The 13,401-nt window shown below is 42.9% G+C and carries 16 protein-coding genes; 8 read left to right on the top strand and 8 right to left on the bottom strand.

Going from position 1 to position 13,401, the window contains the following annotated elements; translation table 11 throughout:
- The first annotated feature begins 247 nt into the window (after positions 1-247).
- From LLF92_06550 to LLF92_06530, 5 genes are all read left to right on the top strand, one after another.
- Complete coding sequence (locus LLF92_06550) at positions 248-925, top strand: hypothetical protein (GenBank protein MCE5340773.1); 678 nt, start codon at positions 248-250, stop codon at positions 923-925.
- 35 nt (positions 926-960) lie between these two features.
- Positions 961-1,770: a class I SAM-dependent methyltransferase gene (locus LLF92_06545; GenBank protein ID MCE5340772.1), complete on the top strand. Its 810-nt coding sequence runs from the start codon at positions 961-963 to the stop codon at positions 1,768-1,770.
- Positions 1,771-1,850: 80 nt separating this feature from the next.
- Positions 1,851-2,072: a hypothetical protein gene (locus tag LLF92_06540; GenBank protein ID MCE5340771.1), complete on the top strand. Its 222-nt coding sequence runs from the start codon at positions 1,851-1,853 to the stop codon at positions 2,070-2,072.
- Positions 2,073-2,230: 158 nt separating this feature from the next.
- Positions 2,231-4,324 (top strand): sodium/solute symporter, encoded by a 2,094-nt coding sequence (locus LLF92_06535; protein ID MCE5340770.1) that lies wholly within the window; start codon positions 2,231-2,233, stop codon positions 4,322-4,324.
- 27 nt (positions 4,325-4,351) lie between these two features.
- Positions 4,352-5,296, top strand: a complete 945-nt coding sequence (locus LLF92_06530; GenBank protein MCE5340769.1) for a GDSL-type esterase/lipase family protein — start codon at positions 4,352-4,354, stop codon at positions 5,294-5,296.
- A 6-nt stretch (positions 5,297-5,302) separates the two neighbouring features.
- On the opposite strand, the gene LLF92_06525 is transcribed toward LLF92_06530, so the two are convergent.
- The 8 genes from LLF92_06525 to ilvD all read right to left on the bottom strand — a co-directional run bounded on the left by LLF92_06525 (position 5,303) and on the right by ilvD (position 9,893).
- Positions 5,303-5,680 (bottom strand): type II toxin-antitoxin system VapC family toxin, encoded by a 378-nt coding sequence (locus LLF92_06525; protein MCE5340768.1) that lies wholly within the window; start codon positions 5,678-5,680, stop codon positions 5,303-5,305.
- Entirely contained in the window at positions 5,670-5,909 is a 240-nt protein-coding gene (locus tag LLF92_06520; protein MCE5340767.1) for a hypothetical protein, read from the bottom strand. Before LLF92_06520 ends, LLF92_06525 begins: the two co-directional genes overlap by 11 nt.
- A gap of 123 nt (positions 5,910-6,032) precedes the next feature.
- Positions 6,033-6,647 (bottom strand): LysE family translocator, encoded by a 615-nt coding sequence (locus LLF92_06515; protein MCE5340766.1) that lies wholly within the window; start codon positions 6,645-6,647, stop codon positions 6,033-6,035.
- A complete protein-coding gene (locus tag LLF92_06510) occupies positions 6,644-7,057 on the bottom strand; it encodes a hypothetical protein (protein ID MCE5340765.1) in 414 nt (137 codons plus the stop codon). Before LLF92_06510 ends, LLF92_06515 begins: the two co-directional genes overlap by 4 nt.
- The gene (locus tag LLF92_06505; protein MCE5340764.1) at positions 7,029-7,457 is read right to left on the bottom strand and encodes a YkgJ family cysteine cluster protein; all 429 of its coding nucleotides are present in this window, start codon (positions 7,455-7,457) and stop codon (positions 7,029-7,031) included. The genes LLF92_06510 and LLF92_06505 overlap by 29 nt, the downstream gene beginning before the upstream one ends.
- On the bottom strand, positions 7,441-7,617 hold the full coding sequence (locus tag LLF92_06500) for a hypothetical protein (GenBank protein ID MCE5340763.1): 177 nt from the start codon (positions 7,615-7,617) through the stop codon (positions 7,441-7,443). The genes LLF92_06505 and LLF92_06500 overlap by 17 nt, the downstream gene beginning before the upstream one ends.
- Positions 7,614-8,210: a hypothetical protein gene (locus LLF92_06495; GenBank protein MCE5340762.1), complete on the bottom strand. Its 597-nt coding sequence runs from the start codon at positions 8,208-8,210 to the stop codon at positions 7,614-7,616. Before LLF92_06495 ends, LLF92_06500 begins: the two co-directional genes overlap by 4 nt.
- Positions 8,211-8,225: 15 nt before the next feature.
- Complete coding sequence (gene ilvD / locus LLF92_06490) at positions 8,226-9,893, bottom strand: dihydroxy-acid dehydratase (GenBank protein ID MCE5340761.1); 1,668 nt, start codon at positions 9,891-9,893, stop codon at positions 8,226-8,228.
- Between the two features lie 965 nt (positions 9,894-10,858).
- Here ilvD and LLF92_06485 point away from each other — a divergent pair.
- Genes LLF92_06485 through LLF92_06475 form a run of 3 tightly spaced genes read left to right on the top strand, consistent with a single transcriptional unit; the run spans position 10,859 to position 13,400 of the window.
- Positions 10,859-11,812, top strand: a complete 954-nt coding sequence (locus LLF92_06485) for a hypothetical protein (protein ID MCE5340760.1) — start codon at positions 10,859-10,861, stop codon at positions 11,810-11,812.
- A 37-nt stretch (positions 11,813-11,849) separates the two neighbouring features.
- Positions 11,850-12,872, top strand: coding sequence for a hypothetical protein (locus LLF92_06480; GenBank protein MCE5340759.1), 1,023 nt, complete (start codon positions 11,850-11,852; stop codon positions 12,870-12,872).
- An 18-nt stretch (positions 12,873-12,890) separates the two neighbouring features.
- Positions 12,891-13,400, top strand: a complete 510-nt coding sequence (locus tag LLF92_06475) for an HIT domain-containing protein (protein MCE5340758.1) — start codon at positions 12,891-12,893, stop codon at positions 13,398-13,400.
- The last annotated feature ends 1 nt before the right edge of the window (position 13,401 follow it).

Genomic DNA, 13,401 nt, shown 5'->3' with positions numbered 1-13,401 from the left:
AAAATCAACGCGCCATACGGTTTTTAAAAAAAATCTGGCTAAGGCCTTGACTCAATTAATATTTTCTGGTATAATACGTCCTGCACTTGGAGCAAGTAGTAGAAGTCATTGTAATTGGGATGGGAAAATCTATTTTTTTCATGGCTTTAGTACAAAGTCACTTTGCACTTGGGGTAGTTATAGCAGAAGTCATTGTAACGGGATTGGAGAATCTGTTTTTTGACTTTGATAATGAAAGTGGTTTCCTTTGCAAAAGACTTTTTTATTCGCAACGATATGGATATTGATTTTTTCTTGTGTTTTATCAGCGGGCTCTATTAATAATTCTGGTTTTGAATCTTCCGAGCCGGGTAGTGGTTTTGATATTCCGTCAGGCTGGCATGTCGAAAATTATTGCGCTGTGGTAAGCAGTTTTTTACCTAATGATTACGCCGGTGATAAATCAGCCTGGCAAATAGATACCGATACAGAACTGACTCCGTACGCAGGCAGTAAGTTTGCCCTGCTTAGCAATGGGGATTCCTCCGTTAACTATGGCAGAATATCTCAACAAATAGATGTTCAGGCAGGCGATATGATTACCGGAGCTTATTTCTTCGGCACTTGCGATTATACTCCCTGGGACGATTACGCGGAAATCAGGCTTGTTGCAGAGTCAGACAGCGGTTTAAGTGATATTATATTGGTTCACATTAGCGTCGCAGATGTTGGCAATTACGGCTCGACTGACGGCTGGGTAACGTTCCAAAGCGAAGCATTTACCGATTTTAATTGCGGCACATATACTCTCGAATGTTCAGTACGCGATACGGCGGATTTCCAATTGGAATCATATTTCGCGGTTGATGCATTGCATATAATTCCTGAACCGGCGTCTGTTATGCTGCTTTTGTCCGGCCTTTGTCTGCTCCGCAGAAAAAAATAAAAACCACTTCTTAAGGCAATCTCTAAATTTTCCTATTGCATCCGCAGATATTCTGTATAATTCAGTTATACTCTATACAGGGATGTTTTATGAAACGCGAATATTGGAACGGATTATCCGACAAGTACGAAGATGAAATCTTCAGTGTTTTGGAAAATGATAAGCGCAAACTGATTTGCGGGCTGATTGAAAAATACGGCTCATCGTCAAAAACAGTCAATGATTTCGGCTGCGGAATAGGGCACTTGCTCGGCATACTTGCGAAAAATTTTCAGCAAGTCAACGCAATAGACATTTCTTATAAATTCATCGCTCGTGCCAAAAAAAGATATAAACATTTATCAAACATCGAATATACAGTTGCCGATTTGGCAGACAATGCTTTGGAATTTCCGAAAACCCACTTTGGCATGAGTGTTAATTTGCTGATTATGCCTTCGCATTCAGTCAGGATAAAAATTTTCGATTCTATGATTAAACATATTCGGAAAAATGGGCATTTGCTTATGGTAGTTCCTTCGATTGAGTCTGTAATGCTGACAAATTATATGCTTGCACAGTGGAATCTGCGTGATGGTATTAATCCCATAAAAGCATACTCCGCGAATTTTACATCGCCGGAAACATATTCAAAAAACCTCTGTCACGGTATTGTTCCAATTGATGGTGTCCCAACAAAACATTATCTCAAAGAAGAACTCGAAGCGATGATGGTTGAAAACAAAATGAAAATCATCAATATGCAAAAAATCGAATATAAATGGGATACTGAATTTGCCGCTCCTCCAAAATGGATGAAAGCACCATATCCGTGGGATTGGCTTATTTTGTCACAAAAACGTTAGCATTTTCAGCCAAAATTGACTCAAAGACCTATAAAATCCATCAAAATATCAAAAGAAATCCCATAAAAATATGTGTTAAGATGGGTAAAAATAAGACCGATAGAGCCTTTGTTATGATGACTACCGAAAAAACAAGCAGATGGGGGATTTTGAGCCGGCTTTTTAGTTCTGCCAGAACGAAAGCTGGGTCTGCGTTTTTCTGGTATCCAAGCAGCAGGGGTGCGATTGGAGAATCCAGCCCCAACACCAAAACCACACAACTTCCGCCCTTGATGGTTCGCAAAGCTGCCTGGCGAAGATAAAACCATCCGAAAATTTACATACCTTAACAGGCTTAGCAAACATTACTTGACAGAGTGAATTTCTGTCTAAAAACATAAAAAAAACAATAGACAAAGTATGCTGATTCAGTATCCTACAGGTTTTAACAAATATCTAACATATTAATAAGGAGCAGAAAATGGAGTTAGGGATTCTGGATGTAATCGTATTCGCGGTGTTTGTAATCTGTGTTATAGCAGTCGGCCTTATCAAGAGCAGGCACGAAAGCACAAGCGAAGATTATTTTCTGGCAGGTCGCGGATTAAGCTGGTGGCTGATTGGATTTTCACTTATCGCAGCCAACATCTCAACGGAACAGTTCGTTGGTATGAGCGGTAACGCCGCGAGTCATGTCGGTTTGGCAATCGCAAGTTACGAATGGATGGCAGCTATTACGCTTGTCGTTGTCGCGTTTTGTTTCCTTCCATATTTTCTCCGCGCGGGCATTTACACGATTCCTGAATTTCTCGAATACAGATACAATTCGGCGGCCAGAGCGATTATGGCTGTTGCCACGATGTTTATTTATATGCTGCTTCTTGGTGCGGTAACATACTCCGGCGCTCTTACAATCAAGACTCTTGCCAATCAGATGGGATACAATGTAACGCTGCTGGCAGGCTCATTAGTTATCGGTATAATCGCGATGCTGTACGTCGCGGCGGGTGGTTTGAAAGCCTGTGCATGGGCGGATTTGATTCAGGGCAGCGCACTGATTGTCGGCGGGGCAGTGATAATGGTTTTTGCATTCGTCAAACTCGGCGGCGTTACAGAAGCGGCGAAAGTTGTCGATGTTCACACCGGCGAAGTTGTGGTGCAGTCTTTTACACCCGGAACCGGAGCTGTTGAGCGGTTTATGAGTCTTAATAAAATTCGTATGAATATGTTCCTGCCCGCAACCGACAGCGTTCTGCCGTGGACGGCTCTGCTGCTGGGTCTGTGGATTCCAAACTTCTATTATTGGGGGTTGAATCAGTATATCACGCAGAGAACACTCGGCTCAAAATCTCTGGCTCAAGGCCAGAGAGGTATCGTTTTTGCCGCGGCGTTAAAACTGATTATTCCGTTTACAATCGTCATACCGGGTATGATAGCGTTTAACCTGTATTCGAAAAATATGCAGTACGAAGCCGCTCGCGACAACGCACCTGTTTTCGCACGGTATCTCAAGGCAAATCCGAACACCGGCCTCGTTAAAATCATTCAGTCGCCGGATGCCAATGCGATAACAAATTGGCCGCAGGGCATTTTTATGTTGGCAGTTGTCGATAATGAGAAGGCATTGAAAGAAATGAAAGCTAAAAATGCTTTTGTGCTTCCAATGACAAAAGCGGAATTGGAATCAGCCGTACCTGCTGAATTTACAGTTTTCAAATCAGATGATAAATCATGGAAAAGCGCATTAGTGAATTTTGCCGGCGAACTTGAAACGTATAACACATCGGTCGAAACCGCCGCCAAAGCAGCAGGCAAACTTGTTGCAACTGAAAAATTCATTGCGTTTAAATATGACACGGCTCTTGCGCAGCTTTTGGGTAATGTTCTTCCGCAAAAGGTCGGCATTATTGGTTTTGTGTTCGCGGCGCTTCTGGGCGCTGTTGTAAGTTCGCTTGCGGCGATGCTGAATGCCGCCTCGACAATTTTCTCGATGGATATTTTCAAAAAATATATGTCGCCGAATGCTTCACAGAAGTCTATCGTATTTATTGGGCGATTAAGCGTGGTTATTTTTAGTTTTATAGCTATCGCTCTTGCTCCGCAGCTTGGCAATCCGAAAATCAGCAACAGTATTTTCACGATTATTCAGGAAGGACAGGGCTTTATTTCGCCGGGTATTTTGGCGGTATTCGTGTTCGGCTTTATCGTTCGCAAAGCACCTGCTTCTGCCGGCGTTTGCGGTTTGCTTACGAATATTATTGCCTATGGTGTTTTGAAGGTTCCGGGGCCTTTTGTTAATGTTATCAATCGTGTTCTTGAAATCTTTCATATATCATATAAAATTTCTGTGCCGAATATTCAGTTCCTTAACAGAATGGCGATATGCTTTGCGTTGTGTTTGGTTGTGATGACTATTTTGAGAATAGTCAAACCGCTCGCACAGCCGATAACATTTAAGACGAACACCTCGATTGAACTGCACAGTTCACGTGGCGCGCTGATAGCGGGCATAGTTGTTGTGGTTATTACGCTTGTGTTCTATCTAATTTTTAGTCCGCTGGTGCTGGCAAAATAAAAAGCAAGAAAATCCAGGGAGGGATGTATGTCTGCGAAAAAGACGATTATAATCATCGCGTCAATTTTGGTTTTTGTTGTCGCGGCCGGTGCGGTTATTGTCGGTTCGATTGGGGCGTATGTTTATTTTAGCATTCCTGCTTCGGCGGGCAAAGGCCCGGCAGGGCCGCAAGTACCTGCTGAACCATTCCAAAAGGTCTGGAAGCAGGATATGGTTTTTCTGCTCGGCGCAGGCGATAGTATCACTGAAGGCTTTGGTGCATTGAACGGGCAATCTTATTTTGACAGGTTAATTGCTAATCCTGCTGACGATTGCTGCGATATGATAGGCAAAACGCTCACGGCTGTTTTTCCGAAATTTATGTCGAGGAATATCGCTGTTTCAAAAACAGTATCGAAGCAGCATCTTGAAGAGATTCAAAAATTTCCCGTTCAGTCGCAGAATGTGTTCGGCATTATTGTTATCACCACAGGCGGAAACGATTTGATACACAGCTATGGCAAATCGAAACCTGCCGAATGCGCGATGTACGGCGCAACTTTTGAACAGGCAAAACCGTGGATTGAAAATTTCCGCAAACGTCTGGACGATATGGTCTTTGTGATAACTGAAAAATTCCCCGGTGGGTGCGAAATCTTCATAGCGAACATTTACGACCCAACTGACGGCTGCGGTAATACCAACAGCCTATTTACAGGTATGCGGCGATGGCCGGACGGATTAAAGATTTTAGACGAGTATAATAAGGCTATTGCCGACTGCGACAAGCAATACCGAAAAGTGCATCTGGTCGATATTCACACGCCTTTTCTCGGCCACGGCATAAACAGCAAAAAATTCTGGCTGAAAACCTATTGCAAAGACGACCCGCATTACTGGTATGATTCAAACATCGAAGACCCCAACCCAAGAGGTTATGATGCGATAAGAAGAGCATTTCTCTTGAAAATGATTGAAGTTTTTACGAATTAATAAATACTATGGTCTAAAAATTTTAATACTCAACTCTTTTACTTGTTTGTAATGTTTATTGTTGCCGGTGTAGAGTTGGATGTTATTTTCTGTTGCGGTGGCGGCAATAAGTGCATCTGCAAGGCTCATTTGTACTTTCAGGCAATATTCTTCCATATAAACAGATGCTCTATGGCTGATGTTTTCTGTTACAGGAATAATTGTAAAGCTGGTATCTTTCAGAAAATCTCTAATTGCTTTGATTTCTTTTTTATCTCTTGCACCCTGCAGAAGCTCCATATAGCTGATGGTGGAAATACTTCTTTCAGCGGCATTTTCAATTGCCTGTGCAGCTTTGGCATTTGCTCTTAAACACCAGATTAATATATCTGTATCAAAGAGCATCGAATCGTCCCTTTCTCATATTGCGAACAACAGCGGAAACATTGTCTTTTTTGTCAGCCCATATTCCGAAAGCGGGGTGTTTTTTTATGTCAATCTTTCGTACCTGCTCTTTTGGGACAATGGTTGCTTTTTCGCTGCCGCGATATGTCAAAATGACAGACTCATTATGATCTATCGCAGCGAGTATTTGCCGCATATTTCGGCGAAGGTCTAATATTGAAGCTCTCATTTGCTTGTCCTTTATCAAATAAACCAAGTGAACACATTAAGTATACACTTTAATCGGCATAAAGTTCAACTAAAATTAAAAATTTCATGCGTTATTTATCGTAAAAAAGCCGTAACTAACGCTCTATACGGCATATATGAGACTTTTAATTATAAAATAAAAGCCGAAAAAGATAATCGCTGCGGCACAAACAATAAGAATGTTTTTCTGGTTCTTTTCACTTAATAATCTTGAGCCTTTGTAGCTTGTAAACGAAATAATCTCCAGCCAGGTCATATCGCAGAGCGAATGCACAATTGCAAATAATATTATCGCCAGAACTCCAAAGCCGGCAGCGTCTTTCGCAAGATTCAATCCTACCGTTGCCCACCACAAAAGAAAATATGGATTTGTTGCCGAAAGGATAAAACCCGTGATGAAAGGGCCGCGGGAATTGAAAGTTAATTTTGTTTCGTGATAATTTTTAAACTCTTTGAACATTCCCCAGCCCATCCATAGCAAATACAATCCGCCGATGAGACCGATGCCTATTTTGGCTGCGGGGTATTCAAAAATAAAACCAATACCCAATGCAATCGCCGCAAGAAGGGGCAGCTCTATCGCTGAATGGCCGAGCGAAATAAAAAATCCCGCGTGCTTGGATTTTGTACCCTGTGCTATCGCAGCGGTCATTACAGGCCCCGGAGCCAGAACGCCGGAAAGGGAAATAACGACCACTTGTAAAAGGAAAAGAATCATTTTATATTTTCATTTAACGCTGCGGATAATTCCATATAGCGGTATGGAAAATCATATTCATCACATAACGCTTTGAATTTTTTGATTGCTTCTTCGCACAGGGCGTTTTGCTTTTCAGAATCGCCTTTGCAGAAAAAGATTCGGCATCCGGCGAAGCGAAATTCACGGGTGGTACACTGATTTTGCTTTTGATATGGGCACCTGCCGGCGGTCATTTTTTGCAATGGCTTTAAATTTTCGTAAAAATACAACAATTCCGGCGAAGTGATATATAACTTATGGCCGAAAGAATCGAAATCACAGCATTTCCCGCACGCCGAGCAATCCGCGTCAAATAATTTAATCTGTGCATCGAGCCAGGAATAAATTTCTTTGACGCTATCACATATTTTTTCGTTCTTCGATTTCATCAAATGTATATAGTCTGCCTTTGTTTATGCCGGAGCATTTTTGCGCAGCGGCGTTCCAATCGTCCGGGCTGTACAGGTTGTGCTCCCAGAACGGCCAGGTACGGCATTGTGCCGGTCTGAAATTATAAATCGAGCAGCCTTTCGAGCCGTTAATCGGCCGCAGAAAAATGCAGTCCTTTGTCCGCTGGTCTTCCTTGATGGTTATACGCAGACCGATTCTTCGCAGATATTTTTTGTGCAGTTCGGCCGGGGTCATATTCAGATGCTCGGCGAGCTTTTCAATTTCCTGCTTTTTTATCCAGATAACGCCTTCTTCAGGGCCGGAGCAGCAATTTCCGCACTGCTGACACTCAAAGTGCAGACCGGCCGCGTACCAGCAATTATTATTTTTTCTTGGCAATTTTCAAAGCCTCTCTTGCTGAAATTCGTCGAGTTTTTCCATTTTGATTTATTACAACATATTGCCCAAGCAATGCTTTTCGCTGAAAATCCCGTACAACCGCTTTGCGCAGAGTTTTCTGTGCTGCTTTGGCCATTTTATTGGTTTCTTTTGTGGTCATTGCGAAAACCTCACAATCTGCAAATAAATATCATTTTGTGCAACTCTCATCCCTTTTTTGTCTTGTTCAAAAATCAGACAAGGTTTAGGGTTGGAATTGTCATAACAAAAAACATTGTCGCATAAAGGAATATACGTTCTTATGAAATTGCCCATTACTCTGGGGAACCGCCGGTCAACAGTTTCAGACGGAATGTTATGGCCGCCATGTGCGACGCGCTCTTTGATTCTTTTCTTGGAAAAATCTGCATTTGGAATCCAAAGGAAAAATAGTACAAGTTTCCATCCATCGAGTTTGAGCTTTTTTAGTAGGCTAATACAACTTCGTCCAGATAGTGTTGTTTCAAAAGCAAAATCAATCCTTCGCTCAATATTTGAGTATATTTCTTTTAAAAAAATCCTGCCAGCCTCATATTCTGCGGCCAGATAATCAAGAGGTGAAAGTCCATGTGCGATTAAATCCGCATTTATAAAGTTTCGACAACCTGCTATTTCCTGTAAATAAGTAAGCGCAAACGTTGTCTTTCCAGCGCCGTTCGGCCCGGCAATAATATAGCAAGTTGGAGCTTTAGATTTTTTTGAAAATTTACTCAAAAAGTTTTTCCTTTTTTACCATTTCAGAATTCCGCCGGTGTCTGCGCTGGTTGCCATCGCGGCATATTTAGCGAGCGAGCCTTTTGTGATTCTTGGTTTCGGAGCGACGAATTTTTTCCTGCGTTTGGCAAGTTCGGCATTCGAAATTTTTACCGAAATTTTCTTCGCAGGGATATCGATTTCGATTATTTCGCCTTTTTTAACCAGACCGATTGGCCCGCCGACCGATGCTTCCGGGCTTACATGGCCGATGCATGCGCCGCGAGTTCCGCCGCTGAATCTGCCGTCGGTAATCAGCGCGACTGATTCGCCGAGGCCTGCACCCATAATATAGCTTGTCGGGCTTAACATTTCCTGCATACCGGGGCCGCCTTTCGGGCCTTCGTTTCTAATAATCACAACATCGCCTGCTTTTACTTTGCCGGCGAGGATGCCATCGCAGGCTTCTTCCTGGCTTTCAAATATAACAGCAGGGCCGGTGTGTTTTAGCATTTTCGCCGCAACGCCTGCGGTTTTTACTACGCAGCCGTTCGGTGCGAGGTTGCCTTTGAGAATTGAAAGGCCGCCAGTTTTTGAATATGCGTCTTTGAGTTTGTGTATGCACTCGTAATTCTTGATTTTCGCTTTGGCGATGTTTTGGCCGAGAGTTTTTCCGGTAACGGTTTTGCAATTGAGATTCAGCATACCTTTGATTTTGCTAATCTCTTTTAAAATCGCACTGATACCGCCGGCGGCGTTGACGTCTTCAACGTGCCAGTGACTTGACGGTGAAACTTTGCAGATGTTCGGGCACTTCTTGCTGATTTTGTTGATTCGCTCGAGGTCGTATTTTATTTCAGCTTCGTTTGCGATTGCCAGAGTGTGCAGAACGGTATTTGTTGAACCGCCCATTGCCATATCGAGAACGAAAGCGTTGTCGATTGACTTTGGTGTGATGATGTCTAACGGTTTTAAGTTTTTCTTAACCAATTCAATAATCTGTTTGCCGGCCGCTTTGTAGAGTTTGTCTCTTTCTTTGCTGATGGCAAGGACAGTTCCGTTGCCCGGCAGTGCCATACCGATAGCTTCGCAAAGGCAGTTCATACTGTTGGCCGTGAACATACCCGAGCAGCTTCCGACAGACGGACAGCCGGTGCATTCGAGTTCGTGCAGTCTTTTCGCGTTGATTTTGCCGGCTTTGTATGACGCGACGCCTTCAAAAATGGAAATCAAATCGACGGCATTGCCTTTTGAGTCTTTGCCGGCAGCCATCGGCCCCCCGGAGATGAAAATTGTCGGGACATTAACTCTAACGGATGCCATTAACATTCCCGGCGTAACCTTGTCGCAGTTCGGAATGCAGATAAGACCGTCAAAGCAATGAGCGCGAACCATAGATTCAACCGCATCAGCGATAATTTCGCGGGATGCCAGTGAATATTTCATACCGGTATGTCCCATTGCGATGCCGTCGCATATAGCGATGGTATTGAACTCAAAAGGTACTCCGCCGGCGGCTCTAACCGCGGCTTTGACTTTTTGAGCTACAATATTTAAGTGTTTATGGCCGGGCACGACTTCGCAAAAGCTGTTTGCTATGCCGATGAATGGCTTGTTAATGTCGGAATCTTTTAGACCGCAGGCTCTAAGCAGTGCTCTGTGAGGGGCGTGCTGGAAGCCTTTTTTGACGGCGTCACTTTTCATAGGTATTTACTCCTAAATAAGTTACAAATTTTTTTACAATTAGTTCAATGGGTATTATAAACACAAATACATAAGAAATAAACGAATAAGCGGAAAATTTTCGTTTGCGTATAACAACCTTATGTAACCGAGACCGACATTGATTGGCTCGCAAATGATGATGTTGCAGTCATCAGAAAGTTTAGCCGTCGCCGGAACGGCGATGCGTACCATTTCCGCGGAGTCGGAAATGGTGGTGTGAATTGCTTGGATGATGTATGGGAGAATGATGTTGCGGTTAGAGAGAGTATGACCGAATCGGAGTATTTGGAATTTAGAAATGCGATAGAAGGTTTGGAATAAAAAATAAATCTTCGTGTCCTTCTTTTCGGAGCCTGCCCCGCGCAGGCGGGGGTGGTGCAAAAAAATCCGTGTCGGAGCGTAGCGTAGATCCGTGTAATCTGTGATTAAATTTTTTTGCGAAATTTTCTTGATTTCCCGACAAAAATATGGTATAATACCCGTATAAAGTTGAGGAAAACTTGACCTTTTTACTTTTTTGTCTCATAGCTTGCGCATATTTTTGTGGACACTAGTCATCTTTAATTTTTTCTGTTATTTTTTTATTTTTTTTTACGAATTTACTCACATTTTTTGTCAATTTGCTACAAATCTTTGTTGATTTTTGTTGAGAGGTGTTGAAAACGCAGACTTTTGAGTTGTTTTCGCACGTGAATTTACGAAATTCGCTATGTTTTAAAGCTGTTTTGAAAGGTTTTTAATTGTTTTTTATATGTTTCGAAGCGTTTATTTTGCAATTTTGCGCAAGGGAAAAACAGAGGGAGCAGGTTTGTTTAGTTCCTTATTTTGGATGCCGTACCATATTTTTTACAAAAAAAATTGCTCTGGAAATTATACTTGTTATAATTCCGGTTTGTACTATTAATGGATTAACTATTTTACTTGATTGATTTTAGGAGAATGCAATGAAAGTTGGAACACTTTTCAAAGTAATTTGTGTATGTACAATAGCGGCAGTGTTAACAGGATGTGTACCGAATGCCGAGATGAAATTGACGCCGGCGGCCAAAAGCGTAACTACTTATAAGGTTGTTACAGGGTCGAGCAAGGATTACCAGTTTATTCAGCCGTCAATTAATAAGACAAAAGAACGTCATACCGGCGGCGACATCGTAATGGTATTTACGCAGGAAGTCGAATCTGTTGACGCACAGGGCAACACAACGGCGAATATCACCGTTAAACAGTTGAAACAAACTTCCACCGATTCACAGGGCAAGGAAGTCGGATTCGACAGCGAAAATGCAAATGACAAAGCTTCGCCTTTGATGAAACTCATCGGCGCAAGCTATAAGATTAAATTCTCACCGAAGGGAAGCGTTGAAGTTGTTGACGCGGCAGCCGCCAGAGCAGCAGTAAAAGGCGGAGCGGATGAAAAAATTGCGGCCAGACTGCTAAGCGATGAAGAAATCGCAAGACGTCATCAGGTAATGGCGTTTCTGGACGCAAAAGGGCCGTGCAAAAAAGGCGACAAGTGGAGTTCGCTGGCTACATCTCCGGCAGGAATGTTGAGGTCAAAGAGTTTTGAGAAAATTTATACACTGACTGATACGAAAGATGAAAACGGCCAAGTTATCGCGACCATTGAGATGAACGCGGTTCCGAGTTCCAAGAGAGTCGAAGGCACAAATGAAAAAGACGCCGGAATGGGAATGTTCGCGAATATGTTCGATGAAAAAGACAATTATACCGGTAAAATGATAATCAATCTTACAACCGGCCAAATCAAGAGCTATAACGAAACATTAAAAGCACAGTGGCTGGCAGCAGAATCATCAGAAGAACAGAAAAGCGATAAAGGGCCTGACCAGCTTACAATGGGATTCACATACAATTACAGTATTGAGAGAGTCGATTAACTTTTTTTAAAATAACTAACGGATTGCGAGTAAAATTATGAAGAAATGGATTTCTGCGGTTTTGGTAGTAGGTATAACGGCTTTTTATTTCACAGGCTGTCAGCAGCAGCAAAAAACAGAAGTGCCAAAAGGCGCTGATTTAAAAGGCCCTTTGCTTTTGAGTGTTGATTTCGAGCCAAATCAGACGCTTGTTTATAATTTTGTCTGCGAAAGAACAATGCACGTCAATCTTGACCCGAGCGGCAAATACTCAAAGGGCAAGCAGGACGGCAAAGAGCAAACGCAAATAGAAAAGCTCGAAATGCAAATCGCATACAAACCTGTCAAAGTTGACCCGACCGGCGTTTCCGTTATCGAGGCCACCTGCAATTCCGCGAAAGTTATGCGAACAGGCTCCGGCAGAGCACAGGACAAAACTGATGCAGTGGAGAGCCTTGCAGGAAAAAGTTTTACGTTGACAATCAGTCCTACCGGAAAAATCATGGATTATTCCTCATTGGACAGCACTGCCAAAGAACTGGCTGACAAAGCGTTTAGCGGCGGGGAAACAAAGAGAGGCAAAGTTAAAAATCCTGATATGGTAATGGATTTCCTCGCAACGCAATCTAATATATGGGATTCGACGGCAACTATTAAAAACCCGCTCAAAGGAATTGATAAGAAAAGCAAGTGGAGTTCTAAACTTTTGGCTCCGATGCCTTACGTTTCCAAAATCGGCAGAAATGTCGAATATAAACTGGCAGGCGTTGAAAAGGCCGGTAATGAGAATCTTGCAGCAATCGCAAGCACATACAGTTTGAGCAAAACACCTGCGGATGTTACACTGCCGTACAGCGGTGGATTCCAGATGAAAGGTATGTTTGGTTTTCTGCAGGGATATAAAGTGCTTGCTATAACAGGGCAGGGCAAACAGCTTTTCGATATCGATAAAGGCAGAATCAAAAGCGATACACAGGAATATGAAGCGACAGTCAGCGCGTCGATATTTGGACTCGGCAGTGATGAACTTACGCCGAATATAACAATCGAGCAGAAGATAACAATGACGCTTGTCGAATAAGCGAAGGGAGACCCCTGATTGAAGCGATTTAATCTTTGGGCGCCGTGGAGGATCGGATATATCAAAGGTCTGGCGGAAAAACACGATTGCTTTATCTGTCATAATGTGCAGAATCCCGCAGAAGACTGCGAGAATTTTGTGCTTTGGCGAACTAAAACAGCGATCGTAATGTTTAATCGTTTTCCATACAATAACGGGCATCTGCTTATCGCACCGATTAAACATGTTCCGGATTTCGAGGGATTGAACGATGAGGAACTTCTGGACGCCAATAAACTCATCGTCGCATGCCAAAAGGCTTTGAAACTGGCGGTCAATCCGCACGGCTTTAATGTCGGGATGAATTTCGGCAGATGCGCAGGTGCGGGCGTGCCGGGTCATTTGCATATTCATATTGTGCCCAGATGGGACGGCGATACGAACTTTATGGAAGTTTGCGGCGGAACAGATGTAATCAGCCAGGGGATGCGGGAGTTATATAGCCAACTTAAAGATATAAGCGTAAAAAATAATCTGCCGGGAATATAAC

The organism is Planctomycetaceae bacterium, from assembly GCA_021371795.1.
Lineage (GTDB): Bacteria > Planctomycetota > Phycisphaerae > Sedimentisphaerales > UBA12454 > UBA12454.
This window is presented reverse-complemented; position numbering and strand designations above follow the sequence as displayed.

What these genes read in the sequence shown, in the direction of transcription:
- LLF92_06540 (MCE5340771.1), top strand. Translation starts at nt 1,851, where the DNA reads ATGGGTAAAAATAAGACCGATAGAGCCTTTGTTATGATGACTACCGAA.
- LLF92_06535 (MCE5340770.1), top strand. Translation starts at nt 2,231, where the DNA reads ATGGAGTTAGGGATTCTGGATGTAATCGTATTCGCGGTGTTTGTAATC.
- LLF92_06530 (MCE5340769.1), top strand. Translation starts at nt 4,352, where the DNA reads ATGTCTGCGAAAAAGACGATTATAATCATCGCGTCAATTTTGGTTTTT.
- LLF92_06525 (MCE5340768.1), bottom strand. Translation starts at nt 5,680, where the DNA reads ATGCTCTTTGATACAGATATATTAATCTGGTGTTTAAGAGCAAATGCC.
- LLF92_06520 (MCE5340767.1), bottom strand. Translation starts at nt 5,909, where the DNA reads ATGAGAGCTTCAATATTAGACCTTCGCCGAAATATGCGGCAAATACTC.
- LLF92_06515 (MCE5340766.1), bottom strand. Translation starts at nt 6,647, where the DNA reads ATGATTCTTTTCCTTTTACAAGTGGTCGTTATTTCCCTTTCCGGCGTT.
- LLF92_06510 (MCE5340765.1), bottom strand. Translation starts at nt 7,057, where the DNA reads ATGAAATCGAAGAACGAAAAAATATGTGATAGCGTCAAAGAAATTTAT.
- LLF92_06500 (MCE5340763.1), bottom strand. Translation starts at nt 7,617, where the DNA reads ATGACCACAAAAGAAACCAATAAAATGGCCAAAGCAGCACAGAAAACT.
- ilvD (MCE5340761.1), bottom strand. Translation starts at nt 9,893, where the DNA reads ATGAAAAGTGACGCCGTCAAAAAAGGCTTCCAGCACGCCCCTCACAGA.
- LLF92_06485 (MCE5340760.1), top strand. Translation starts at nt 10,859, where the DNA reads ATGAAAGTTGGAACACTTTTCAAAGTAATTTGTGTATGTACAATAGCG.
- LLF92_06480 (MCE5340759.1), top strand. Translation starts at nt 11,850, where the DNA reads ATGAAGAAATGGATTTCTGCGGTTTTGGTAGTAGGTATAACGGCTTTT.